Below are 25,871 nucleotides of genomic sequence, written 5' to 3' on the forward strand. Positions count from 1 at the left end.
TTGCATCAAGCGTTGACCGCTAACTAAACTACTACTGTTGTTATTTCTTCGGAAACGGGAGTTGCCTCTTCCATAAAATAATGTTTATAATGCTCACTTACTTTATCAGATTGCTGCACCCCATTAATAAATAATTTACCATCGATATACTGGATCTTATTGTCGCGTCCTTTATCAATAAGCCCTTCCCGCTGCATCTGGAGACTGGCGTCTTTTAACCGCAGCAATTGCCGTTTGGTTTTCAGTAACTCATCATTAACGTGCGGCGCCCATTTTTTAAAATGAAAATTCATATTAATCTTTTGTTCCAGCAATTTCTTCTGCGCATCCTCTATCTGTATTTTTATGGCTTCCTGGTTTATATTCCGCATGGCCGCTTCTACCTGGTTTTTTATTTTTTCCTGATCAACCGGCGGTACGGACCGCCGCATGGCGTCAGCTATCTTTTTCTCCATTGCGGCCGTATTGATCCGGGCGGTAGCCGTTTTTATATCCCGGTTAATTTTATCCCAGTCTACTTTTTTTACGGCTTCTATCGCCTGCAATTTTACTTTTGCAAGATCTAACTGGGCCATTGCCGCATCTACCTGACGTCGTACATTTTCCCTTGTGGCTTCCGTCCAGCCGGTATTAAAATTGTTCATCTGCTCATCCAAATATTTGAGGGCATCATCCAATCGGCCTGTTTCGAACTCTGTTTTGGGTATTGTGTCCCTGTTAGCCGGCTGCTCCGGCTGACGATACCTCACCGGTTGTTGCAGCAACACAAACGACGAGCAGGCTATGGCAATAATAGCAATTACAACCGGGGTTAAAATACATCTCTTTTTCATCAGTTGGTTTTTTTGAGTTTAAAATAACGAAATGGTTCGTAGTCAAAGTACGAACAAATACGTAATTTATGGAGTTAAGAGAATGTTATAATAAGGAATCCGCCGCTAGTAATATTTGCCAGGCCTTATCAACGGCCCCGTCAATGATCATTTTTTTGGCATACAGATGTAGTAATTCCAAGGCAGTAGTTTTAGGGTGCTTCGCTTTTAATACATCTAAATAATCATCGCTGAATGTCGCATCTTTCTGAGGGATCACTGTTACATTAGCGAGCATGCCCAGGTCGTTACCCGAAAGGATAAAACTGTTTTTTATTGAGGCCGGCAGTGCGTCCACTCCTACCCCAAGGTGAATATTAGGCTTAGGCACTTTAAAAAGATTTTGTTCATCTACTTTACAATACCAATCGCCGCCCAACCGCGCTACCTGGTTGATCTTTTGCTGATCGACTCTTTTATCCGCGTCGAGGATCGCATCATCCAAATGCAGCAGCAACACTTCGCAAATCACGAGGTTGCCCGCACCGCCTTCGCTGCCTAATGTTTTTACTTCCAATACCCGGCATTCCATTTTTGCTTTGCTCTCTTTAACCAGCGGCGGCTTGATAATGGAGGAGGGCTGCATGGTAAAGCCGGCTTTTTGAAATTCATTTACCCCTTTATCATATTCGCAACTGGCCAGGGATGTTTGTTGCACCATCGCATAATCCACAATATTGATGGCCACTTCCGGCACTTCCAGCACATTTTCAAGTGTATGCTTGGTAGTATTATTACGCACCCGGCGCGCCGGACTGAAAATCACCACCGGTGGATTTGTTGAAAACAAATTAAAAAAACTGAACGGGCTCAGGTTCACAATATCTTCCCTGTTTACGGTGCTGGCAAAACAAACAGGGCGCGGCGCAATGATGTGCTGCAGGTAATGCTGTTTGTCGAAGCCATTAAGGCTATTTAAATCAATTATCATAGTTTCTTTTACCGCAGAGAAATGAGAACGCAGCGTTTACGCAGGAGTATATTTAATATTCTTTCATTACTCATCGTTGTGCAAATAGAATCAAAAGTTATATACAATTCGTTGAAATCCGTTTTTAAGTAACCCCACATTAAAATTTATCAGATAGCCAAGTTTTTTATCAGCCAATTTTAAATAGGTGATTAATTGTGCTTTAAACACAGGCTCCATGGTAATTACAGACTTCACTTCAATGATAATTTGACCTTCTACCAAAATATCAATTACATATATCTTACCAAGAGGAACCTGCTTATAAGTCATTTCAACAGGCACCTGAGCCACTGCATTCATACATCGCAACTCAAACTCTCGCATTAGTGCAATAACATAGGCAGACTCCAGTAATCCGGGGCCTAATTCCCTATGAACTGTTATGCTGGCATCTAAAATTATACCTCCTATTCGGTTTAATTCATCGTTAGTCATAAGAAAGTGTTTATTTCAAAAGTTGCAAAAACCGCTGCGAAATCTCCCTGTCCTCACTTCTCTGCGGTTAACTTTTTCTGAGCTAAGATACTAAACTCCTTATCTTCTCTTTCAATCTTATTCTCCAATCTGCCCAGCCCTTCAATTTCCATCACCACGGTATCGCCCTCCTGCAGCCATTGTTCTTTATAATCCGGATCATTCAGCTTACCGGTCCCGTTCAGCTCCAGGAAGCAACCGGTGCCCACGGTGCCGCTGCCGATAACATCCCCAGGGTAAAGGTCTGCACCATAGGAAGCCCGTTCAATGAGCTCTGCAAAGGTCCAGTCCATATCTGCCAGGTTCCCCGCACTCACCTGCTTTTCGTTCACCCAACAGCGCATTGCCAGGTTCCAGCTTTTGCCTATATGCCCCGGCTTTGGTGCTGTTTCGTGTTGCTGCAACTCATCCAAAGTCACCAGCCAGGGACCAATAACCGTTGCAAAATCCTTTCCTTTTGCCGGGCCCAGGTTCAGCAACATTTCTTCCATTTGCAGGGTGCGGGCGCTCATATCATTCATGATCATTAACCCGCCGATATATTGATCCGCCTCCGCGGCTTTTATATTGCGCCCTTTTTTGCAGATAACGATGGCTGCTTCCAACTCAAAATCCAGCTTGTGAAAATGATCGGGCATGCATTTGATTGCTCCCGGCCCGATAATGCTATTGTGATTGGTAAAATAAAAAACAGGGTATTGATCAAATTCAGGGGTCATAGGCACTTTGCGGTTACGTCTTGCAGATGCCACATGCTGACGAAAAGCATATCCATCCCTGCAGGAAGTGGGATGCGGAACGGGCGCCAGTAATGGAACGGCATGTACCGGAATGCCGCTAACCCTTCCGGATGCACCCATTTCTGCTACTGTTTTGATTGCCGCAATACTTTCATCCCAATTATCGAGAATGTATTGCATCGTAACCGGCGTGGCCGAAAGCTCATATATATTGTCTCCCATCAGCAATCCGGCCTGCCCTTTATCTCTGTTTAAAAACGATACCAGTTTCATTGTTTTATTTTTAATGGATGGTTGCCAAGCTGTTTTCTAATACATGCCTTAGTTTTTCCAACAACGGCGTTATGTCTTCCTCCTTACAGGTACCCACACTTAAACGGTACCAGTTAGCTGCATTTACCGCACCAAAAACCGAAAACGGCAACACGGCGATCCCTGCTTCGTTCAATAATAGCGGAGTAAAATCTCCCGGTATATCGATCTTCAGAGAAAGATATATGGATGCCTGGGGTGCTATTGCCTCAACCGGCAATCCCTCCTTTTTAAATTTCATAATAGCGTTATAAATCAGTTCCAGCCGCAATTGCAGCTTCTCTTTAAATGAAATCAGAAAATCCTTTACGCTATCCTGATGCCGTAAAAAGTTTGCAAGCGCCACCTGCTCCGGATTGGGCGCCCAGGCCCCCATGTGGCTCAATACTGCTTTCATTTTTGCAATTACCGGTTCCGGTCCGTAGCACCAACCCACACGCACGCCCGTTGCCGCAAAGCCTTTACTGATGGCATCGATATAAATGGTGTACGGTCGTACTTCCGGGCAAACAGCAACCGGATCAGCGGCACCATCGTTATACGTAAGCAGGTTATAAATATTATCGAAAAGAATATACAGCTTCTTTCTATTAGCGCCACGCCGTTCATTTTCCTGTACTACCAGCTCGCAGACCGCTTTTAGTTGTTCGGCAGAAAAAAAAGTGCCCGTAGGATTTTGCGGCGAACATAAAGCCAGCAACACTGCATCCCTGATAAAGGGTTTTATTTCGGCCGCCGTGGGCATAAAATTATTTTCGGCCTTTGTGTGGATCACACAGGGTGTTGCCCGCGTAAGCTCCGCATAATACTCGTTGTTCCAGGAAGGCACGGGGTAAATGATCACATCTCCCGGATCTACAATTACCTGGTAAGTGGTATAGATCAGGGGCCGCCCGCCCGCGGCTACGAGTATTTCCGAAGGTTTGTAATGATGCCGCTGAAAGGTTTGAAGATAATCCGAAAGTACCTTTCTTAGTTCGGGGTTCCCCTCTGCAATCGGATAATTGGTTTGTTTCTGCTGATAAGCCCTGATAATTTCCTTTTCCAGCAATACGGGGATCGGGAAAATGGAAGGGTCAAAATCCCCTACAGTATAATTATGTATGATTTCGCCGTTGCGCACCCGCTCTTTAACGGCATTGCTGATCGCCAGGATCTTTGATGCGGAAAGGGTTTCGGCTAAATGTGATAGCTTCATTGGAAATGTAAAATATTAAATGTGAATGGTGAAAGGTTAATAGTGAATTGCAATTGCCCATTGACTATTCACTATTGACTATTGACTAAAGATTCCCCCTCAATTCCTGCTCCCGTTCCAGCGCTTCAAACAGGGCTTTAAAGTTTCCTTTTCCGAAACTCCTGGCGCCTTTGCGCTGAATGATCTCGAAGAACAAAGTGGGCCGGTCCTCTACCGGTTTGGAAAAGATCTGCAACAAGTAACCCTCTTCATCCCGGTCAATCAGGATCCCTAATTCTTTTAACGGCTCAAGATGTTCATCAATTGTACCTACCCTGTCCAAAACCGTTTCATAATAAGAAGCCGGTATTTTCAGAAACTCCACTCCCCGGTTTTGTAAGTCGGTAACCGTTTCTATAATATTATGCGTAGCCAGCGCCACATGCTGTACGCCTTCTCCATTATAAAAATCGAGGTATTCTTCTACCTGTGATTTCTTTTTGCCTTCTGCCGGCTCATTGATCGGAAATTTTACGTAGCCGTTACCATTGCTCATTACCTTGCTCATCAACGCTGAATATTCCGTAGAGATGTCTTTATCATCGAATGACAAAATATTACGGAAGCCCATTACCTCTTCATAAAACTGCACCCATTTATTCATTTGGTTCCAGCCCACATTGCCTACACAATGATCCACATATAACAACCCGGTTGGCGGCGGGTTATAATGTGTTACCCATTCCTTGTAACCCGGTAAAAAGGCGCCGCTATAATTTTTGCGCTCGATAAAAAGATGCACCGTATCTCCGTAAGTATGAATGCCGCTCATGACCACCTCGCCGTCTTTGTCTGTCATTTTTGTGGGGCTCATATAGCTTTTGGCCCCACGATCCGTTGTTTGCTGCCAGGCATCGGTTGCGTCCTCTACCCGCAACGCCAGTATCTTTACTCCATCGCCGTGTTTGGCAATATGCGCTTCAATTGCATCACACTCTTTCAACGGTGTTGTAAACACAAAGGTGAGCTTGTTCTGACGAACAGCATAACTGGCTTTTTCCTTTATCCCTGTTTCCGGCCCGGAATATGCCAGGGATTGAAAGCCGAAAGCGCTCTTATAATAATGGGCCGCCTGTTTGGCATTGCCAACATAAAATTCAATATAATCAGTTCCCTGCAAGGGCAGGAAATCAACAGCCATTGGTGCAGCCGCTGCTACATGATTCGTCTCGTTCATGATCAAAAAGTTTAACAGTAAAAAAATTCCGTAATGGGAAATATAGAAACCTGAAGAAGTGATTTATCCTCGGTCTATGGCAAGCGACTCCACCAGTAGCACGTAGTTCACGCGCTTGTCTGAAAAAACTTTGTATGGATAATCGGGTCGCATCTGTAAAATCAATAACAAATGTACGTTAATTATTTTAAAATGGAATAACTTTACACTGCAATTTTTGGTATGCTTTACTTCAGGAACTTTACCTACTGGATCGATAAACGTCGCTGGAAATACTGTTTCCTGCTGACCAGCCTGGCGATGCACTCGGGAAAATGATAAATAGTAAATATTGAATTCAAAATTTTGAATTCAATATTGCCCTGTCTGTTTTACATTCTACATTTTACATTCATAATTCTACACTTCATGGCTCATTATTATACCTTAGGAAACATTCCACACAAACGCCATACCCAGTTCCGGAAACCGGATGGCGGATTATACAGCGAACAACTTTTTTCTACCGAGGGGTTCAGTAACGACTATGCTCTTTTATACCATTGCCATCCCCCCACACAAATTATAAAAACCGAACCGCATCATGATGTAAGCCCGCGGATCGCAGAAGAGAAGATGCTGCAGCACCGTTGCTTTGAGGGTTTCCGCATTCCCCCAATAAAAGATTTCCTGGAAAGTCGTGTCCCGGTTTTGGTAAACAATGATTGTCATATTGTTTTGGCAGCTCCGCAGCAAAGCATGCAGGATTATTTTTATAAAAATACGGATGGCGACGAACTGATCTTTGTGCACGAAGGCTCCGGTACCGTAAAAACGCAATACGGCACACTTCCTTTTAGTTATGGCGATTATATTGTACTGCCCCGCGGAACCATCTACCAGATCGAATTTGACGGGGAAAACAACCGTCTTTTTATTGTGGAATCTTTCACACCACTCCGTTTCCCCAAAAGGTACCTGAGCCAATACGGACAACTGATGGAGCATGCGCCGTACTGTGATCGGGATATACGCCCGCCCCAGGACCTGCAAACCATCGATGAAAAAGGTGATTTTTTAATTAAAGCGAAAAAGAAAGGGGTGTTATACGGGCTGCATTATGGCACGCATCCTTTTGATGTCGTGGGCTGGGATGGCTGTTGTTATCCGTTCATCTTTTCCATTCATGATTTTGAGCCGATCACCGGCCGCGTACATCAGCCCCCGCCCGTGCACCAGACTTTTGAGACCAATGCTTTTGTTGTTTGTTCTTTTGTTCCCCGCTTGTTTGATTATCACCCACAGGCCATCCCGGCACCGTACAACCACAGCAATATCGACAGTGATGAAGTGATCTATTACGTGGACGGAGATTTTATGAGCCGTAAAAATGTGACCAGGGGCATGATCACCCTGCACCCTGCAGGCATCCCGCACGGGCCGCACCCCGGTGCCGTTGAAAAAAGCATTGGCGCAAAGGAAACACGGGAGCTGGCGGTGATGGTAGACACCTTTCATCCGCTGATGATCACGCAACAGGCGTTGGATTTGGAAAATCCGGATTATGTGATGAGCTGGGCGGAGTAGGAACGTGAGCCGTGAAACGTGAAACGAACCATCACCCCGTGTACTTTACTTTTTACTTCGTAATTTGGGTACCACGCGAGCTTTGACGTTTATCGTTTATCGTCTGACGAAAAATGCCGAACGCTGTTAGTCATAGCCAGCCAGCGTATGGTGTATGGCATTTTGCATTAAGCGTTAAGCATTCAGCATTCGTTACTATTTAAATTTCATTCCCAGATTATACATCGTAAACGCCCAGATATCCGCGGCTTCTTCAATTACTTTATTTGTCGGTTTCCCTGCGCCATGCCCCGCATTGGTTTCGATGCGGATCAAAACAGGATTTGTTCCCTTATTGTATTCCTGCAGGCGTGCGGCGAATTTAAAAGAATGCGCGGGCACCACGCGGTCGTCATGATCTCCGGTAGTGATCAATGTAGCCGGATAAGCAACCCCTTTTTTCAGGTTATGATACGGCGAATATTTGTACAGGTAAGGAAAATAGTTGGCAGAATCGGAGCTTCCGTATTCCACCGTCCATCCCCAGCCAACCGTAAACTTCTGGAAGCGCAGCATATCCATAACCCCAACCTGCGGTATCGCTACTTTAAACAGATCCGGACGTTGTGTCATTACTGCGCCCACCAATAATCCGCCGTTACTGCCGCCACGAACGGCAATCTTATTTTTGTTGGTATAGTTAGCTGCTATCAGATGCTCCGCTGCAGCAATAAAATCATTAAATACATTTTGTTTCTTCAGCAGCATTCCGGCCTTATGCCAGGCCTCCCCATATTCGCTGCCACCCCGCAGGTTTACCACAACATAAATGCCTCCCTGCTCTACAAAGAAGGCATTGCTGATGCTGAAGCCTGGCGTCATTGGGATGTTAAAGCCGCCGTAACCATATAACAACACCGGATTGTTTCCATCTTTCTTTAAACCTTTTTTGTAGGTAAGGAACATTGGAACGTTTGCGCCGTCCTTGCTTTTAAAAAACACCTGTTCTGTAATGATATCATCCGTATTTAAACTCAGTTCTGTTTTTTTATATAAAACCGAGTTTCCGGAACCAATATCGTATTTGTAAATCGCCGGGGGTGTTGCAAAGGAGGAGTAGGTATAATAAAATTCGTGATCCTCTTTTTCCGCGCCAAAACCGCCTGCCGTACCAATTCCGGGTAATGTTATATCACGTACCTGCCTGCCATTAAAATCATACTGAACTATTTTTGAAGCTGCGTCTTTCAGATAATTGGCAAACAGCGCCCCACCTCCGGTACCCACACCCTGCAACGCTTCTTTTTGTTCGGGTATTACTGTTTTCCAGTGCTCCCTGGCGGGATTTTTGGGATCAATTTCCACCACACGGTAATTGGGCGCCTGATAGTTGGTGCGCACTAAAACCCCATCGCCATTGTTTTCAATCACGGATGATTCCGTATCAAATCCCTTTACCAATAATATAAAGGCTTTTTGTTGCGGGTCTTTCAGATCTCTTATCCAAAGTTCGCTTCCACTGGTGCCTTCCGTTACATATAAGATCAAAAACCGCTCATCTTCCGTTAGCCCGGCGCCAAAATAGCGCAACGGGTGCACTTTATCTTCATAAACAATAGGGTCTTGTTTTTGAGGAGTTCCCAATTTATGATAAAACACTTTCTGGAATTCATTCTTCTTGCTCAGTTTTGATTTCTCGTCTGGTTCATCATAAGCACTGTAATAAAAGCCCTCATCTCCCTTCCAGGCAACACCGCCGAATTTTGTCCAGTTTATTTTATCAGCAAGCAGTTCTTTTGTTGCGGTGTTCATAACAAATATCTCCGTCCAGTCGCTGCCGGCCCTGGCAACGGAATACGCGCAAAGGCTTCCGTCCTTTGAAAAAGAAACGCTGCTTAACGCGGCAATGCCTTCGCTGCTTAATGTATTCGGGTCTATAAATACTTCCTGTTCTCCCTGCAAATTTTTACTCCGGTATAATACTGCCTGGTTTTGCAATCCATCGTTTTTATAAAAATAATACCAACTGCCTTTTTTAAAGGGAGCGCCGTATTTGGGGTAATTCCACAGGGCCTCGAGGCGTTTTGCTATCTTATCTCTGTAGGGAATGGTTTTCAAATAAGCATTGGTAACGCCGTTCTCTTCTTTGACCCAGGCTTTGGTTGCTGCGCTGTTATCATCTTCCAGCCAGCGATAAGGGTCTTCTACTTTTGTTCCAAAATAATCATCCGTAACCGGTTGTTTTGCCGTTGCGGGGTAGCTGATCTGTGCCGTGCTATTCATAGTGATAAATACAAATGACGTGAAAATAAGTTTCCTCATATACTAAGCTTAATCCGATAAATATAGGAATTGGCCGCAAATTAGCAAAAATGCCGTTTTGCGGAGGAGACAATCATTTATTGCCGTGTACGTCCGGGAGCTTATTATTCAGGCCTGATCACAAATTTTATCGCATGCGTTATTGCCGGATTGGCTGAAAAGCTGATGCGGTAAATAGTGTCGCCCCATTTTTCTTTAATGCCTTTATCTTCCATTGCTACAAGCGGTATTTTCTCTACTACCGCCTTCATCTGTTTGGGGTCGTATTGCACTAAAAAGTTTTTACGCGCTCCGTTTTCCTGTTTATAGTAAATCACCATTTCGCCTTCTTTTTTCAGCGCGGCAGGATAACAGGTCATCAAATGTTCCGTAACCGTTCCGGTCGCCTGCAGCGATAGCTTGTCTGTTACTTCCACATTTTTTGTTCTGTTGAGCCGGACAGTACGCCGCAACTGATGGATCCCGGCGCTGGCAGGATAAGCATTTGCAATATTTAAAGCCAGTTCCGAAAATTCCTTCTTTTTCATATAAACGACATCAGTAGCCCGGAAACCGGCTCCGGGGGGCTGCGTACTGCTATTAACTGTTGGTAAATTATGATAGTCTGAACAGTTGGACCATATATCATACCGTTGCGGACTAAAAGTTTTCCGGGTATAGGTACCACGCCCAACATCAATGATCACCGGCAAACCGTCATAATACACCACGTAACTGCCCACATCGTTATGGTTATGGCTTTCGTCATTATTGCCTCCTTTTGCAGCCACAAAAAAGCCTTTGGAACTACCCGCCCTGTCTCTTGCAATCATTACCTGTATCCCCGGCAGCCATACATCTGCAGGGAGGGGCAGTGATTGCGGGGCCGCCCGGTAGGCTTCCTGGATAAACAATTCAAAAAAATTTCTGAAATATTGAAAACGACCTATTTCACCATCTTTAGGTTTGCGGTAAAATGCGCCAAAACGCATCATATCTTCATCGCCAATATCCTTCCCAAACCGGTAAATCATGCTGGCCGCCATTCCGGGTTTGGGATCAGCATCAGCAAAATTGATAAAGTAGTCTTTGCTGATCTGCGCCCGGTAAATAAAGCGCGCCATATTTTTTATTTTCTCATTGGCATATACATAGCGGAAGGCATCTTTGGATGCAAGGTTCAGCATCGCAATATTGTCGTAGAGTGATGCAGCCGCCGCGCCCCAATACCCCGGCCCTTCATCGCATCCACCATCTTGCGGGTAGGGGTTAAGAAACTGGTCCAGCACCTGTAAAATTTTGTGAACCATATCCGTGCGCTTCTTTTCATCTTTTTCCAGCAATAACGCTGTATTTAACCAATTGGAGCAGATCCAGGGATTCCAGTTATTAGGAGGCCTGCCATTGGCGTTGGCGGCCATCCATCCGTGCGGTTTTGTCATCAAGGGTTCAAATATCCTTTTGTTGACTTCATAATAGATCCTCTTACGGATCTGCGGCGATACTGCATCTAATTTATCGCCCAACAAATAATCAACCCATGCCAGGTAGGTAGCTGTTTCGGCACTAAATAATTCAACAAAGGGCTTTGATACATCTATGAGGCCCGAATATTCTTTTGTTTGCGGCAAATGCGCGGAGGCGCCCCAAAAGGATTCTTCACAAATGGACCACACTCCATTAATGATGGGGTCAATAAACCTTCCCTTGTTTTCATACACCTCTGCCAGTAACAATGTTCCCAGTACCTGCCTTTTCTGAAAGCTTATTTTCTCATAGGAGGCCCTGTCTCCGGTGCGCTCTATCAGCAAAGAAGTTGTGGCCGGTATAGCCGGCCATTCGTAATGGATATAGGACTCCGCTTTTTGCAGATATGCTTTCATCAGGGTAGCATCTGCCCGGCTCCAGGCAGCCCTGTCGGTTAACCGGGGGAAAGGCGTCCAATCCTTTCGTGGCACCAGTTGTTGCTGCAATTGATCGCGGGAATATTTGCTGCTTAATAAATTCGTTTCCTGTGCCTTGCCCTGAATAAGGAGCATCAACATAAAAGCGGAGACAATTATTTTCATATACTTTCTATTATTGTTCATAATAAATACTCAACTGATAATTTCCCTTTACAGAAGGAACAACAAAACCAATACCGCCAACAGTTCATTCAATCAGGAGCTTTTTTATTAAAAGTCGCTTCAAAATGAATGTTCCAAATAAAAACGGGAATATATTGCGCAGATTTACCCCCTGTTCATTTATGCTTTAAAAGCAACTCAGGCTTTTCCCGGAGATGCTGCATCGTATAGGGCAGCCGCCATACTTTGGTTCCCTTTTTATTACAGAAATACAGGCGGGACGCAGATAAACTATCCGGGTTACCATCGGCCCAAAATGCATAAAAATCATGGTGGGCATTCAATGGTCTTCTTGCGTAAGAATGGTTGCGGGGGCTGTTTGCCGTCAGGTCTGTTTTCTTCACCCAGGTTTTCCCATCATTCGTGCTCTCCCAAAGTGCCATTTCCCCGCCGGTTCCGTAGTGTTGCGGTCCTGTTTCCGTAGGGCCTATAATCTTCCATCTGTGCTTTTCAATATAAAGGGAGCCCATATCATAATTATGCGTTGAAGTACAAACCGAATCGAAGCTCCAGTTTTTACCGGTCCAGTGTATGATGGTCCATGTACGCGGATTACCCGAAGGTCCTGGCAGATACCCTTTACTTATTACTGCAAGGATCACGGGATGGCCCTTTTTATCAAAATTCAGGTCATTCAGGTATACCAATTTTCCTTCAGCCTGATAGTCCCTGATGAGTGCATCATTTTTGGGGTCACTTAAAGGAGTTGCAATCATTTTGTTATCAACCGTAGTCCAGGTTTTCCCCATGTCCGGTGTCTGAACCAGATAAATATTTGTTCTCTTATCAACATTCCCCCCGGGATGATAATTAAACACAGTCATTAACTTCCCATCCCGAAAATTGGATACCTGGTAATGCCCGCCCATACCTGCCAGTTTTTGATCGGCAGTCCAGTTGTATCCATCAGCGCTTGTTTTCCAGTATAGCTCCCTCCCTTTTGTATATTTTGTAAAGAGGTATAAAAAACCTTTTCCTTTAACCCACCAGGGTTGCGGATAGGTCATCTCTCCCTGCAACACCACATCAAAGCCTTCAATGCTATAGGGTGCGCGACTTTTCAAAATAATGCCGGGACGGGTAGTGTTCCGCCCACTGACAAACACCCACAGATACCCTTTTTCATCTATTGCCAGCGATGCATTATCATGAGGGTCGTTCACTCCTTTCTTATCGTATACAATGACCGGCCTGGGCACGGTTTTATTTTTATGATCAAAAAAAGAAATCATAATTAACAGATGCCTCTCATTCTGCGCTGTTGTACCACCATATACAAAAAAGGTTTTCTTAGCTTGTTTGGAATAAATGGCAACAGGAACATGGCTTGATGTATAGGTACCAAGCCCTCCTGAATATTTATCGCCATACTCGGAAAACTGACCTAAGGTGAACCAGATGCCCCTGTAGCCATCTGCCCGTGAATATTGTGCAGCCGCAGTATTATGTAAAAAACATACCCCATAACAACATATCGCTGCGATCCTGGCTAATTTATATACTATTTCCTTTTTCATAAAGTGCACAGGCTATTTGGCTGAAGGCCATTTGCTCAAAGGAGACACCACTGCCGTTACGGAATCATTTCCCGGCAGCAAGCTTACTACAGTAAATGCTTTCGTATGCGCAGGCACCGCAAGCTCAAAACCCACCAGCACGGTACCGGGATTCGCCGCATCATACTCATGCGGCGGTGCAGTGGGCCAGGTTTTCATTACAACCTTCCCCGATGCCGCCACCTTCAATAATAGCTTTCTACCTTTCTGGGTAAGCTCTATGGTATGCTCCCCGGTAATCTTTGCATCAGCGGGCGTTAGCATTGTCCATCGTATCGTTACAGGAGTATCTGCCGTCTCCATTTCATCACGGACGGCCACATATTTCCCCTCTACTATTGCCACGCCCCTCAGGGCTTTCACCAGCGTTCCTTTATAGATCTCACCAAGATCAACAGTCGCATTAAGGAAGGAGGGCTGCCGCGAGTAGCCGGTTATGGGCGCATATCCTTTTACTAACTGCTGCTGCCCATTTACGGTGAGCGTATTATGCACCTGGTTAATATAACGGAATACCGTCCATCGCTGTGCATCCTGTGTTCTGCCAAATATCTGCAACCCTTTTGATTCGAGCGATTCATAATCCTGCGCTCCAAAATCCATCGCCCAGCGAACGCCCTGCGCGTCCATAACAAAAGAACCGATGTCCATGTGCGCATGATTAACCGATGCAGAGCCGCCTTTCATCCCTACAAAAATCGCTGAGGTGTCCGTCCAGGACGTTCGCATCAATGCAACGGGCGTTCTACCCCGGCCTACCCATATCAGGTCTTTGGGGGCTGTAATGGCATTTATTTTAATACCATCATTCCATAACATCACTCCGGGAAGCAATCGCTCGTTCATAAATGCTGCAAAGTCATCTTTAAGCAACCGGTCGCGCGCTACCCACAACAGCGCCGGATCATGCAGCGAGGAAGCAAACCAAAACAAAGCCGGTTGTAAGCTGCCGCCACGCTCACCTGCATCTGAAAAGTTAAATGGTTTTCCTGTTGGGCCGGTCATATTTTCCAGGAAAGATGCCGTCTTTAAAAATCCCTGGCGCTTGCTAAGCCCAAAATCAGTTCCAAAGCATTTATTCAATGCCTGTAAAAAAAGCACATTAAAACTTGTACCATAACCCCAATACCCATATCCTTCAGGATATGCGCCATCCGGAGCATATTCCTCCATGGGCCTTACAATCGATTTTATCGCACGATTAATAATACCGCGGGAAGAAGCAGGATCGCCTTCATAAACCGCCAGAGCGCCGTAGGTCATGCCGGCGTTACATACCTGGTTCCAGTTGTGCTCCACCTTTAACCAGCCATTATTTTTAGGATCAAGCGAAGGATTCAGCCCCTTTTCAATGATCGCTGTTTTGATAACTGCCCTTGAGCCTGCCGGCAACTTTTTATATAACCAGTCGTACCCGATCGATAAGGCCATTGTCATTTCAGCAACATCCAGAAAGTGAGAAGGGTTCCAGTCGCTAAAAGCCGAAATCGCCAGCATTTCTTTTTCTGCGCGATCCAGATACTTTTTATCCTGTGTCATACGATATGCATAAGACAGGAAAAACAGGCGTCTTAATGCTTCTCTCGATTTCCCCAATAATCTGCGCCCGATCTTTATGCGTTCAACCGGTGGCACTGGTATCATTTTATCGCACTCCTCCAGAATGGCTTTATGCATACGCTGCCATACAGGATCTGCAGCAATATTAGCCCTGATATTCTTTTCCTCATTCTCCCGCAGCAGGAGCCTTGGATGATCACCCACCACCGCAGTTGCCGTTACAGAATCAGCCTGGGAAAACAATTTACTAACAACGCCGGTCTGTAACAGCATTACAAGAAACAGCGGAAGTGCGGCCCCCCGCCACCATCGTATTAAATGATCCATATAGCGCTATTTATGATAAATGATACTTTTGATCAATGCATCAGTACGGTTTTCTCATCGGATATTTTTTCCTGCTGTGCCCCCTTTCCATTCCCTTCATATATATTTTTCACATACCTGCTGTTCTTTGCAGCGTAAGATTCTACGCCGTAGCCACCATTGTAATGAATAAGATTGCTATCCATTATCACGCCGTCTGATCCTTTGTATAAAAAAGCAATCAGCGCCCCGCTACGGTCATTCCCCTCGATAAGATTCTGACGGACAAGAATATCTTTGCTCTCGCTGATCAAGATGCCATAGTAACCGTTTCTAGCTACTTCACAACGGGCCAGCAAGGCTTGCCTGCAATGCTCCAGGGCAATACCACTTCCATAGGGCGAAGTAACCAACCGCGAGTGCTCGACTTTTATTTTCCGGCAATGCGTCAATAACAGGTTATGCTGTAACGAAGGCCCGGGAATAACATTGCCGCCATTCTCACTAAGATCACAACCCGATACCGTTACCGAATCCGCCCCGCTGATCAACACTCCGTTAAATGTACAGTTCCTTACGGTGATATTTTCAAGCATAATATTGCGCATTCCACCTTCTTTTGATGAACGGAATATGATACCCCCTCTGTTGTAACGTCCTTTAAAGGAACGATTAGAGTTGGGATCCGTTCCGGGATCAACACTAACGGAGCCTTCGATCACTAAATTTTTTATGGCCACGTCGTGCATAGCTTCTTCATTATTCACAATCGCGTCTCTTGCCCCTGACGCCGGATCCAAAAACAGGATCGAAGCGATTCCCTCTCCAACGATTTGTACCCCCGAGGGTAACCGGAGGGTTGCCGGCAAGGTATGTACCCCTGCTTTTATTAATACCTGTCCACCGGACCCGGCGGCTTTATCAACCGCCTCCTGTACAGACTGGCCGGGCAACACGGAAATAACAGCCGCCGGGTAAGGCTTTTGCTGTATAGCACCGGCGCCTGCCACGGATTGCAGGGGGTATTGCCGGTGTGGCTTTGATTGTGTTATTATTTTCCCGTTGAGCTGCCTTACAGCGGTCAACACATTGCGGGCAGCCTTTGGCCTTACCGCGTCTGCCGCTGTTTTCACAAACGGCAATTCAACACCCATCGCTTTATAATGACGATAAACATATTCATAATTGCCGCCCAGGTTTTTTGCACGTTCTGATATAACACAATAGCATTGTTGGGTGTGCCCCAATAAAAAACCCGCAGTATATTCAAAGCCCATGCCTAACCGGTTATTACCAATGGAAAACAGATCGACGCCTTGTGTGTAGGCCACCTGCGCAGCGCCTGCAAATTCGCCGAGGCCCAATTGCACATGCCCCTGGTCGCGCGGACTTTCCTGGCACTGGCCATTGGGATAAATGTATTTAAAAACACTACCGTTTACCGGACCATGCAGGAAGTGGTCAACAGCATTCTCAAACATAGGCCGGTTATCTGTAAACACCGCTATAGCCATTATGCTGTGAATGATCGCCCCGTCCCAATTACCATTTGCTTCGGGGAAATAATACCGTAATAACGGATAATAGGCCGTCATCAGCATATGCTGAAAGGCATCGATATCTTTGGGCTCCCAACCGGCATTTGTATATTTCAGCAGTTCTGCAGCATTGCAAAGTGCATGCCCCGTCCATGCCGCGAGCAATTTTGCGTCATTGTAATCAAAATCCCAAAGCACCGGCGACCAGGCATTTAGTATTGCTATCGCCTTGCGGGCATATTTCCTGTCTGAAGTTATATACCATACCAATGCACAGTTATACGCCATTTCGGCGCTCGCCGACAATTCATTACCTCCTATATTCGGTCGTCCATATGGTCCCCGAAGCACATGAGCGAACGGCTTGGCAACAAAGGGGGCATCCGTCATTGCTTTAAGCTGATTAAAAGCCGTTTTCCAGGGCTCCTGGCCGCTCAATACCTTATGTTTCATTTCGGCAAGGTCGGCAGCATTTTGATTAATCCCCGGATGCTGCATCTTTTGTGCATTCAATGATTGGATTAATAGCATAACCGCACACAGGAGTATTACAGATAACCATCTGTTACCTTTTATGTATATCATTTATAATAGGTTTATCTTAAATAAAGGGCTTCTTATGAGAAGACAATCCGGTATGCTCTTTCATCAAATTTACTGAGCGTTCATTGTATACCGTTTCATACTGATCACCGCACTTTTGCCAGTATTGTTCACAGAATTAAAATAAATATACGCCCGGTATTTGCCGTCACTGGTTTCTACCCAGGCCCCGGCCTCTGCTTTCAGATTGATGGCAAAATTGGGAGCATTGGACAGATCGAGCTTTTTAAAATCAAGATCATCGATATAGATACCATACTGGGATTGTGCCAGGTTATAATCCTGCAGGTTGAACACTTTTTCTATTTTAGTGCTTTTGTTTACACCAGCAGGCAAGGTTACTCCCGGCCGGTATTGTGCATCCGCGGCAGGAGAAACCAGCGCATGGTTAAAGGCAACTGCCGGATCTGCATAATATACATATACCAGATCTATCTTATCGGGGTTGGCAGCAGCGTCCGTGCTATTATATACTTTCATGTCAGCAATAGAAATATATGCAGATGCCCCGTTGCTTACATTAAGGTTGCGTACCATGTCCATAGTGGCAACGGTGTAAGGCCCCATTTTATAGGAAACAGTTTGACCATTACTGCTTTTTGCAGAGAAAGTAAACGAAACCTGCTTGCCACGGGCTTCTTCCGGGATTACATAGTAGTAGCGGAGCGTAGCAGCGGCGGTATCTACATTATAGGTAACAGACGTCACATTACCAGAGGTTACCGATGGCGCGCCCACGGTAACGCCCACATCCTGTCCACTTCCGTTAGTGTAAAAAGAACGGTTTTCAAGATAGGTGCCGGAGGCACCTGCAATGGACGCTTCTACCTGTGCTGAAGACAATTTACCCTTCTCCGGCAAAATAGCCATTGCATACGCAAATTCTATTTGCTGCCCAACAATATTAGGACCAAGGGTTCGCTTAATTACATCATTTTGCAAAACATCCTTTGGAACGGGAAGCGCATATTCCTTTTTTTTACACCCGGTAAAAAAAAGCATCATTGCCAGTACAGCTATTGCTGTTTTGCCAAATACTTTTATACAATGTAACATCATAGTAATTTTTGAATGATTTTGCTATTACTTTATCTGGACTGCACGGTCAGGTAAACGGTATAAGGTTTTCTTACTTTACGGTCACCCGAAACAACTGTATACACTTTAGGATTGGCAAGATCTGAAAAATCAACTTTCCCGGTGATCTTCGGATCCAGCTTTGCATCAGTAACCAACGTAAACTGCGGGTAAAGGTTTTTGAGATCGGCACCATACACCACCTGGGCATTTATGGTTTGTGCTACGGTATCTATTACAGGCGCCTTACTTAACACCGTTACAAAGTCGGTGCCCAGTAATTCAAAATTACTCACATAACACTCCGCACGGGTAGTGATCAATAAGCCATCTTCATCAACGGGATAATCTTTTTTACAACCTGCAAACGCAATTAAACTAATGACGAGTACCACTATATACGTTTTCATTATTTTCATCTTTTAGTAATGTTGGGTTTTATCTCCAGGGAATATTTTGTGTAAGGTTCGGGTTCTTATCCCGCTCGCTGGGCGGAATTCTGAATATATAGTCCTGCTGGTACTCCCGTGCGGAAGTGTTCTGGAAATAGCGCTGCTGATTGGCGCCCCAGGTATCAATGCGCCAAACCCCCGCACTACCGGGAGGGCCCCATACCCTTTCCAATGCTCTCCAGCGGCGCAAATCGAACCCCCTCATACCCTCGCCGGCCAATTCGACAATCCGCTCTTGTTCTATAGCGCTAAAAAAATGCTCCTTAGTATCCGTTTTATCAGCGGTAAGCGGCGGAAGATTACCGCGATGACGAATGCGGTTCACCAGCGCAATGGCATCTGCCTGCGGCCCGTTCACTTCATTGGTTGCTTCTGCATACATCAGAAACACATCGGCCAGGCGCATCACCGGCCAGGCTAAGTCGCCATCGCTTCTGCCCTGTCCGGCATAATCCCGCACAAATTTGCGAAACACATAACCTGAATTGGAACCATCCGTATTATAAGTGGTGTAGGAAACACCATCAATTTTAACCGGCTGTGCCCAGGTTTTATAAATGAAGGGCACGAACCCGGTGGACTTAAGAGAAACCATACCCACACTCATCTCGTAATCCCATTCGATCGTGGCTTTCATCCGGTAATCGCGGTTGGCATAGCTCTGCGGATTTACCGCCGAGTTAAGCGTGGTACGTGCAGCCGTATTGGTAGACGGGTTCATCGGTATCATTGGCGGCGCAAAATCGCCTGTGGTCAGCAACTGGTAACGATCGGCAATTTCATAGCGGGGCGATACCCAGCATTGTGATCCTTCATGCGAGCGGCCGGCAAAATCACGCATCAGTTCTTCTCCTTGCCCGGTGCCGGTTCCGCCATGTGTAAACACCATGATCATTTCTGAATTGCCATTCGCCTTTGGAGTAAAAAGATAATAATAGTTAGGCAGCTTATCCGCTTTTCCCGGCGGAGAAATATCCCCCGGATCGCCGGCCATATACAGATCGAGCTTATAATCATTGATCACTTTTTTAAAATCTTCCGCGGCGGCGGCATAGGCCGTTTTTGCTTCCTGGGCGTCCTGCGTAAACCCTTCCAGCTCCGGCCAGCCAAAGTTCTTCCAGGAGGCCCAGTATAATTGCAGCTTTCCTCTAAAAGCCAGCGCTGCCGGTTTGGACGCCCTGCCCAGTTCACCGGAATTATCCGGCAACTTCTCGTAAGCATAGGTAAAATCAGCCATAATCGAATCCTTTACCTGGGCTATTGGCATCCGGGATAAACCGGCTACCTCGGAATTATCTTTTATCTCATGCCCGATATAAGGCACATCGCCCCACATGGAGATCAGCTTAAAATAGGCCATACCCCGCAACAGGCGGGCTTCTCCCACTACCCGCTCCAGCCCTGCTACAGATGTAGCACTGGCCGTTGTCAGCATGCGGTTTACATTATCAATAACATAATTGGTACGATTTACTGCCCCGTAGAGATAGCGAAACATTTTATCAAAGCTGCCGCCATAGCCGGTGGGGTTATAATTGCCGCCATTATAGGCATCGCCCAGTGTAAGATTACCACTGGTGGTACTGGTGCCCCGGGCGCGCACGTATTCCGACTGGCCGTCCAGGTAATAATCCCGGTCAAAACAAGGGCGCGTGGCAGCATACGCTCCCATTAATGCGGTTGTGGCATCCGCCTCCGAGTTCCAGAAACTCGCCGATGCCAGTTCCGTAGTCGGCTCCCTGTTCAGCAAATCCTTCCTGCAGGAAATTTGCAGCAATAGCAGCAATAACATTGCAGGCACTAATAAAGTATTCTTTTTCAATTTTGTTTTCATCATGGCTAAACGTTTTAGAAACCCAGTTGAATAACGAGTGAATAAGATTTTACAATAGGATACATGTTATTATTGTTACCAGCCTTCTCAGGATCCAGCCCCCTGTAAGAAGTAATAGTAGCAATGTTTTCAGCCGATCCTGCTATGCGTAAACTGGCTACATGTACTCTTTGTAATAAAGACTGAGGAAGCGAATAGCCTATCTGTAAATTTTTTACCCGCAGGTAGCTCATATCATCGAGCCAGAAAGAAGAGGTGGTGGTATTATTGCCGCTTCCCCCCAGCCTTGGCCATATACCGTCGCGGTTTCCCACCGACCAGGGGTTGTTCCAGTGATCCCAGGTAGATGCATAGCGGGAGGTATTAAAATTAACATTATTAAACGCGTTCAGCCAGAAGTCCTTCCTGCCGGACGCCCCTTGCAGCATGCAGGAAAGATCGATCCCTTTCCAGGAAATGTAACCTGTTAATGATCCGTTTAGTGAAGGTATATTCTCGTTGCTCTTGGGATCAGCGATCTGGTCGTTCCCATCGATCCTTCCATCGCCGTTTACATCCCTGCGCAAAATATCACCGGGCTGTGCACCCTGTGGTGTGGCATTATACACATCCTGCCAGGTTTGGGCAATGCCAATGGCATCATAATAATACAGGTAGCCATAAGGCATATTTATGAAAGCATTATAACCGCCGCTGGAGGCCCCCCGCGTCAGGAGCTGGTTCCAGGATTCCAGCCGGTTCCTGTTGTAGCTTGCATTCAGATTAATGCCATAATTAATGTTTTTTCCGATATTATCCTTCCAGGCAATATTCGCTTCCACCCCCCTGTTGCGCATATTACCTATATTTCTGCTGGGAGCAGGGCTATAGGCACCCGTAAGAAATATAGACAGATCGGAAGGGCGAAGCATTCCTGTAGTAAGGCGATCATAATAATCCAGTTCCGCTGTTAACCGGTTGTTCAGGAAACCCAGGTCCAGCCCGATGTTCAGCACATTTGTTTTTTCCCAGGTCAACTCCTGGTTGGTCATTTTTGAGTTTACAAAGCCCGTCCGGATGCTGTTGGCTATGATGTAGTTCATCGTTGTTAACGTGGGTTGTTGCTGATAGCGGCCGATGCCGCTGTTGTTGCCTAACCCTCCATAGGACACCCGGAGCTTGCCTTGTGAAAGAAACTTATCCGTAAAATTACTAATAAAGCTTTCCTCCGTAAACTTCCATCCCAGCGCCAGGGAAGGGAAAAATCCATAACGGTGGCCCGGTAAAAATTTGGAGGAACCATCTACCCGGAAATTGCCTTCCAGCAAATATTTGTTATAGGCCGTATAATTTACCCGGCCGATGTAGGAGCGTAATCCTTCGGTGCTTGAGTTACCGCTGGTACCCTGTATATCCGTAAGTGCCGCATCTATCTCATGCAAAGTAGGATACAGCCGGTCGTTTCTTGAGCTGCCCTGGCTACGGTCGTACCAAAACTCTTCAGCATACACAAACAGGCCGCTGATATCATGATTTTTTGCAATAACCGTATGATAATTTAACCGCCCGTTCAGGATCGTTTTATATCCCGTGTTGGTATTGTTGGATATTCCTGCGTTCTGTCCTACATATACACGGCTGCCATAGTTATTCAATTGAAAATTGAAGGCCTGGTTGGGCGTATTGGCAACGTATGAAAACTGGTTGTAATAATTTAATGAATAATCAACCCTTGCCGTTAATCCCTTAATGGGCGTCCAGTCCCAATACATAGAAGTATACGCCTCCTGCCGGTTACGCCGGTTCAGTTGGTTCTGGTAAAGCGTATAAGGATTATAAGCCTGCGGATCTTCTCCGTAAGCCATCACCCCTCCGTAATGACCCGATACAGGGTCATAGGGCGTAATACCTGCAATGGCATACTGCATATCGAACCCGGCGGTATTTGTGGAAGATGGATCCGTGAACCCTTCTGCCAGCGCATAAGTATAATCAGACCAGTTGCCGCTAAAGCGGACCCCCGTGTTCATGTTGGACTTTAATTTATAATCGAAATTAAACCGCGCGTTATATTGCCGGTAACTATTGTTGATCTGCATTCCCATTTCATCCAGCATTCCTACAGACGAAAAGAAGTTCGACTTGTCGTTGCCTCCTGAAGCAGATACATTATAGTTTTGATACGCGCCGTTTTGCAGTATAATATTCCACCAGTCCGTATTAGGATACCGGAGCGGATCTATCATCCCCAGGGCCATCCATTGGTCAATAGTCCCATTTTTAAAGAGTTGGTTCCCCGGTAATGTATTGGTAGCGGCTCTTACCTGCTCCAGGGTAAGCGCCCGGGGATAATCTGCCATAAACGCGTAAGCCTTCCTAGGCACTTCAAGCGTCATATTGCTGGAAGCATTAAAGGCTGTTTTATTGTTCCCTTTGCCGGATTTTGTGGTGATCAATATAACACCGTTGGCCGCCCGCGATCCATATACCGAAGCGGAAGTGGCATCTTTTAAAACAGAGATGCTTTCAATATCATTAAGGTTCACCCGGTTAATGTCCACATCCGGCATACCATCCACCACCACCAGTGGCGAGGAGTTGTTGGCCGTGCCCAGGCCACGGATAATGAGCTGTGCTCCGTTGGCACCGGCCATTCCTGAGTTTTGTACGGCAGACAGGCCGGGAACCAGGCCGGTAAGGGCGGAAGACACATTCGGCAACGCACGACCGGTGGTCTTATCATCAATCTTTACCATGGATACCGCCCCAACGAGGTTTACTTTTTTCTGTTTTCCATACCCCACTACCACTACATCGGACAGATCACTGTTGAGCAGCTTCAGCGTTATATCATAGCTTGTTGCCTTACCCACCACCAAGGTATAGGTTGCATAGCTGACCGAGGAAAAGACCAACCCGGAACCTTGCTCTGCTGCAATACGAAAATGCCCGGAAGCATCTGTTTTAGTACCCGCATTGGTTTTGGAAGCCACTACGGAGACATCCGGCAGCGGGTTGCCAGACTCATCTTTAACCACACCCGAAACCGTTTTCAGTTGTGCAAAAGAACAAACGGAGGATAAAAGTAGCGGCAGGACCAGACAAAGAATGCACCAACCATTCTTTATCCGAGGATTTAATACCTGAGACATAGGCAATCAATCGTTTTGATAAAAGTAATCGTTATAGCAGGTAAAAGATATGAAAACACTTTCATAGTCTGGCAAAAAGAAAACGAAAACGTTTTCGGGCAAAAACCTTACCTGCCTTATGCTGCATCCGCGCCGGCCCGTTCTTTTTTTATCCAGAACTGTACTTGCGTACCGCTGCCGTTTGCCGCTGTTATTTTAATCTCAGCGTTCATGCTCCGGGCTCTTGCCTGCATATTTTTTACCCCGTTACGGGAGGTTAGTTGTTCGGGATCAAAGCCAATACCATTGTCCCATATTGAAAAAGAGATCACATCCGGTTCATCGTGCGCAGTGATCGTCGCTTCGGTACATTTTGAATATTTGACCAGGTTGTTAACACTTTCCTTGATGATCAGGAATATATTCCGGCGCACATCCATCGGTAATGGTATTTCCGAAATGGATTCGGGAAAATCGATAAAAAAACAAATATCCCGCGACTCAAACATGGGCACAGAGTATTCCCTGACGTGCTGCCAGAGATTTGCAAATTTATCATTAGACGGCTTCACCAGCCATATAATATCATCCAGTGCATCCAGCGTGTCGCGCGCATTGGCTTCTATTTTGGTTAGCAGTTCTTCTTTGTTATCTCCCGACTTTCGCAGCAGTTCGCTGAAAATATGAATACTGCTCAATGTTGAGCCCATATCATCATGCAGGTCCGTGGCGATCTGGGTACGAATATCCAGTTCCTGCTGTAAACGTTTGTTATGTTCCATCAACCGGTAACGGAGGTAGTAAAGGATCCCGGAAGTAAGCACCAGCAGGAACAGCACCAGCATCCCCAGGAAAAAGAAGCGCTGGTTTTTTATTTTCACCAGTTCTGTTTGCCGGTCTGCCTCCAGTTTATCAACGCGGGCGCGCTCTTTTTCGGTAGCGTATAAAGCTTCCATTTCCCGCACATGACGATTGTTACTTTCGATAACAATACTATCATTATAATTCTTAAAGAGCTTACTGTATGCCAATGCAGAGTCGGGCCTCCCCGCCCGTTCATTCAGTTTCATCAATCCTTCATAGGCTGTTTTTTGCTGCCCCAATACGCCAATGGCCTTTGCTATTGCTATGGCATTGAAAAACATCTGCCGGGAACTGTCGAACTGTTTGGATTGCAGGTAGGCGTTGCCCAGGTTATTGTAGGTATCTGCCTGGTACAACCGGTCCTTTATTGCATCTGTAATTGCTTTTGCTTTTTTAAATAACGTGATGGCTTCCGCCACCCGGCCCTGCTTCCTGCGCACACTTCCAATGGAGTTATAGTTGATGGCAATCCCTTTAAGGTCCGCTATTTTTTCATCAAAAAGCAACGACTCCTGGTAGTATTTAATGGCAGAGTCAAACTTGCCGGTAAACTCATATACCTCGCCAATATTATTGTAATTCATGGAAATGCCTAAATAATTATTGGCTTTTTCCGACAACACCAATCCCCTCCGGAAATAAGTGATGGCATCCGCATAGTTGCCCAGCACCGTATGAATGTTACCGATGCTGTTTAAGGAAACGCTTGCGCTGAAATCATCCCCGATCTTTTCAGCAAGTCTTAAGGCTTCAAGATGTTTGGTGAGCGCTTTTGCATTTTCGTCAACCCGGCGATACACCACGCCCAGGTTATTTAAAGCAAAAATTTCCGTTTCGGTATCGTTATGCTGCTGCGCCAGTTCCAGGCTTTTGGTGTGGTTGTCCAGCGCTTCTGCATATCGTGAAAAGTCCCGGTTATAAACCCCGTATGCATTTAACAGTCTGGCTTCACCGGATGTATATTTCAGCTTTGTTATTAAGGCAAATCCCAACTTAAAAAGCGTATCAATCGCCGTGTTTTTTCGGTTCCTTTTTGCAAAAGCAATTATCGTGTCCACCTTCGCCTTGCTGTCCGGCATTTTCAGAATATAAGCCACTTCCTGTGGAACGCCGCTCCCCGTCTGCGCTTTCGCCTGTCCGCAATCGGCAAGCAGCAGTTTCACCAACACCGTGGCAACCAGCACAAAAAAATATACCCAGGCTCTCATGTT

At 45.9% G+C, this 25,871-nt stretch carries 17 protein-coding genes; 1 reads left to right on the forward strand and 16 read right to left on the reverse strand.

The window, feature by feature from the left end:
* Window positions 1-23 precede the first annotated feature (23 nt).
* From NIASO_RS06340 to hppD, 6 genes are all read right to left on the reverse strand, one after another.
* Window positions 24-833, reverse strand: coding sequence for a hypothetical protein (locus tag NIASO_RS06340; protein ID WP_008585106.1), 810 nt, complete (start codon window positions 831-833; stop codon window positions 24-26).
* Between the two features lie 85 nt (window positions 834-918).
* Window positions 919-1,803 carry a flavin reductase family protein gene (locus NIASO_RS06345; protein ID WP_008585105.1) on the reverse strand — a complete coding sequence of 295 codons (885 nt, stop codon included), beginning with the start codon at window positions 1,801-1,803 and terminating at the stop codon, window positions 919-921.
* 90 nt (window positions 1,804-1,893) lie between these two features.
* On the reverse strand, window positions 1,894-2,280 hold the full coding sequence (locus NIASO_RS06350; protein ID WP_008585103.1) for a GxxExxY protein: 387 nt from the start codon (window positions 2,278-2,280) through the stop codon (window positions 1,894-1,896).
* A 53-nt stretch (window positions 2,281-2,333) separates the two neighbouring features.
* Complete coding sequence (locus NIASO_RS06355) at window positions 2,334-3,332, reverse strand: fumarylacetoacetate hydrolase family protein (RefSeq protein ID WP_008585102.1); 999 nt, start codon at window positions 3,330-3,332, stop codon at window positions 2,334-2,336.
* A 10-nt stretch (window positions 3,333-3,342) separates the two neighbouring features.
* Complete coding sequence (locus NIASO_RS06360; protein WP_008585100.1) at window positions 3,343-4,569, reverse strand: pyridoxal phosphate-dependent aminotransferase; 1,227 nt, start codon at window positions 4,567-4,569, stop codon at window positions 3,343-3,345.
* Between the two features lie 85 nt (window positions 4,570-4,654).
* The gene (gene hppD / locus NIASO_RS06365; RefSeq protein ID WP_008585098.1) at window positions 4,655-5,785 is read right to left on the reverse strand and encodes a 4-hydroxyphenylpyruvate dioxygenase; all 1,131 of its coding nucleotides are present in this window, start codon (window positions 5,783-5,785) and stop codon (window positions 4,655-4,657) included.
* A 408-nt stretch (window positions 5,786-6,193) separates the two neighbouring features.
* On the opposite strand from hppD, the gene NIASO_RS06370 reads away from it, so the two are divergent.
* The gene (locus tag NIASO_RS06370) at window positions 6,194-7,351 is read left to right on the forward strand and encodes a homogentisate 1,2-dioxygenase (RefSeq protein ID WP_008585096.1); all 1,158 of its coding nucleotides are present in this window, start codon (window positions 6,194-6,196) and stop codon (window positions 7,349-7,351) included.
* Window positions 7,352-7,546: 195 nt separating this feature from the next.
* Here NIASO_RS06370 and NIASO_RS06375 read toward each other — a convergent pair whose 3' ends face one another.
* From NIASO_RS06375 to NIASO_RS06420, 10 genes are all read right to left on the reverse strand, one after another.
* Window positions 7,547-9,652, reverse strand: coding sequence for a prolyl oligopeptidase family serine peptidase (locus tag NIASO_RS06375; RefSeq protein ID WP_008585093.1), 2,106 nt, complete (start codon window positions 9,650-9,652; stop codon window positions 7,547-7,549).
* A 104-nt stretch (window positions 9,653-9,756) separates the two neighbouring features.
* Complete coding sequence (locus NIASO_RS06380) at window positions 9,757-11,700, reverse strand: heparinase II/III domain-containing protein (protein ID WP_008585091.1); 1,944 nt, start codon at window positions 11,698-11,700, stop codon at window positions 9,757-9,759.
* A gap of 176 nt (window positions 11,701-11,876) precedes the next feature.
* Window positions 11,877-13,277, reverse strand: coding sequence for a BNR-4 repeat-containing protein (locus NIASO_RS06385; protein ID WP_008585088.1), 1,401 nt, complete (start codon window positions 13,275-13,277; stop codon window positions 11,877-11,879).
* A 12-nt stretch (window positions 13,278-13,289) separates the two neighbouring features.
* Window positions 13,290-15,203, reverse strand: a complete 1,914-nt coding sequence (locus NIASO_RS06390; RefSeq protein WP_008585087.1) for a heparinase II/III domain-containing protein — start codon at window positions 15,201-15,203, stop codon at window positions 13,290-13,292.
* A gap of 32 nt (window positions 15,204-15,235) precedes the next feature.
* Window positions 15,236-17,251, reverse strand: a complete 2,016-nt coding sequence (locus NIASO_RS06395) for a right-handed parallel beta-helix repeat-containing protein (RefSeq protein ID WP_168128485.1) — start codon at window positions 17,249-17,251, stop codon at window positions 15,236-15,238.
* Window positions 17,252-17,374: 123 nt separating this feature from the next.
* Window positions 17,375-18,382 carry a DUF4466 family protein gene (locus tag NIASO_RS06400; protein WP_245605234.1) on the reverse strand — a complete coding sequence of 336 codons (1,008 nt, stop codon included), beginning with the start codon at window positions 18,380-18,382 and terminating at the stop codon, window positions 17,375-17,377.
* A gap of 29 nt (window positions 18,383-18,411) precedes the next feature.
* The gene (locus NIASO_RS06405; RefSeq protein WP_008585081.1) at window positions 18,412-18,810 is read right to left on the reverse strand and encodes a hypothetical protein; all 399 of its coding nucleotides are present in this window, start codon (window positions 18,808-18,810) and stop codon (window positions 18,412-18,414) included.
* Between the two features lie 28 nt (window positions 18,811-18,838).
* A complete protein-coding gene (locus NIASO_RS06410) occupies window positions 18,839-20,689 on the reverse strand; it encodes a RagB/SusD family nutrient uptake outer membrane protein (RefSeq protein WP_008585079.1) in 1,851 nt (616 codons plus the stop codon).
* A gap of 11 nt (window positions 20,690-20,700) precedes the next feature.
* On the reverse strand, window positions 20,701-23,817 hold the full coding sequence (locus tag NIASO_RS06415; protein ID WP_008585077.1) for a SusC/RagA family TonB-linked outer membrane protein: 3,117 nt from the start codon (window positions 23,815-23,817) through the stop codon (window positions 20,701-20,703).
* Window positions 23,818-23,933: 116 nt separating this feature from the next.
* Window positions 23,934-25,868: a tetratricopeptide repeat-containing sensor histidine kinase gene (locus NIASO_RS06420; RefSeq protein WP_008585074.1), complete on the reverse strand. Its 1,935-nt coding sequence runs from the start codon at window positions 25,866-25,868 to the stop codon at window positions 23,934-23,936.
* Between the last annotated feature and the right edge of the window lie 3 nt (window positions 25,869-25,871).

The sequence above is a fragment of the Niabella soli DSM 19437 genome, from assembly GCF_000243115.2.
In the GTDB taxonomy this organism is placed as follows: domain Bacteria; phylum Bacteroidota; class Bacteroidia; order Chitinophagales; family Chitinophagaceae; genus Niabella; species Niabella soli.

Coding starts and splice junctions, on each gene's coding strand:
- NIASO_RS06340 (WP_008585106.1), bottom strand. CDS start 833: ATGAAAAAGAGATGTATTTTAACCCCGGTTGTAATTGCTATTATTGCC.
- NIASO_RS06345 (WP_008585105.1), bottom strand. CDS start 1,803: ATGATAATTGATTTAAATAGCCTTAATGGCTTCGACAAACAGCATTAC.
- NIASO_RS06350 (WP_008585103.1), bottom strand. CDS start 2,280: ATGACTAACGATGAATTAAACCGAATAGGAGGTATAATTTTAGATGCC.
- NIASO_RS06355 (WP_008585102.1), bottom strand. CDS start 3,332: ATGAAACTGGTATCGTTTTTAAACAGAGATAAAGGGCAGGCCGGATTG.
- NIASO_RS06360 (WP_008585100.1), bottom strand. CDS start 4,569: ATGAAGCTATCACATTTAGCCGAAACCCTTTCCGCATCAAAGATCCTG.
- hppD (WP_008585098.1), bottom strand. CDS start 5,785: ATGAACGAGACGAATCATGTAGCAGCGGCTGCACCAATGGCTGTTGAT.
- NIASO_RS06370 (WP_008585096.1), top strand. CDS start 6,194: ATGGCTCATTATTATACCTTAGGAAACATTCCACACAAACGCCATACC.
- NIASO_RS06375 (WP_008585093.1), bottom strand. CDS start 9,652: ATGAGGAAACTTATTTTCACGTCATTTGTATTTATCACTATGAATAGC.
- NIASO_RS06380 (WP_008585091.1), bottom strand. CDS start 11,700: ATGAAAATAATTGTCTCCGCTTTTATGTTGATGCTCCTTATTCAGGGC.
- NIASO_RS06385 (WP_008585088.1), bottom strand. CDS start 13,277: ATGAAAAAGGAAATAGTATATAAATTAGCCAGGATCGCAGCGATATGT.
- NIASO_RS06390 (WP_008585087.1), bottom strand. CDS start 15,203: ATGGATCATTTAATACGATGGTGGCGGGGGGCCGCACTTCCGCTGTTT.
- NIASO_RS06395 (WP_168128485.1), bottom strand. CDS start 17,251: ATGCTATTAATCCAATCATTGAATGCACAAAAGATGCAGCATCCGGGG.
- NIASO_RS06400 (WP_245605234.1), bottom strand. CDS start 18,382: ATGATGTTACATTGTATAAAAGTATTTGGCAAAACAGCAATAGCTGTA.
- NIASO_RS06405 (WP_008585081.1), bottom strand. CDS start 18,810: ATGAAAACGTATATAGTGGTACTCGTCATTAGTTTAATTGCGTTTGCA.
- NIASO_RS06410 (WP_008585079.1), bottom strand. CDS start 20,689: ATGATGAAAACAAAATTGAAAAAGAATACTTTATTAGTGCCTGCAATG.
- NIASO_RS06415 (WP_008585077.1), bottom strand. CDS start 23,817: ATGTCTCAGGTATTAAATCCTCGGATAAAGAATGGTTGGTGCATTCTT.
- NIASO_RS06420 (WP_008585074.1), bottom strand. CDS start 25,868: ATGAGAGCCTGGGTATATTTTTTTGTGCTGGTTGCCACGGTGTTGGTG.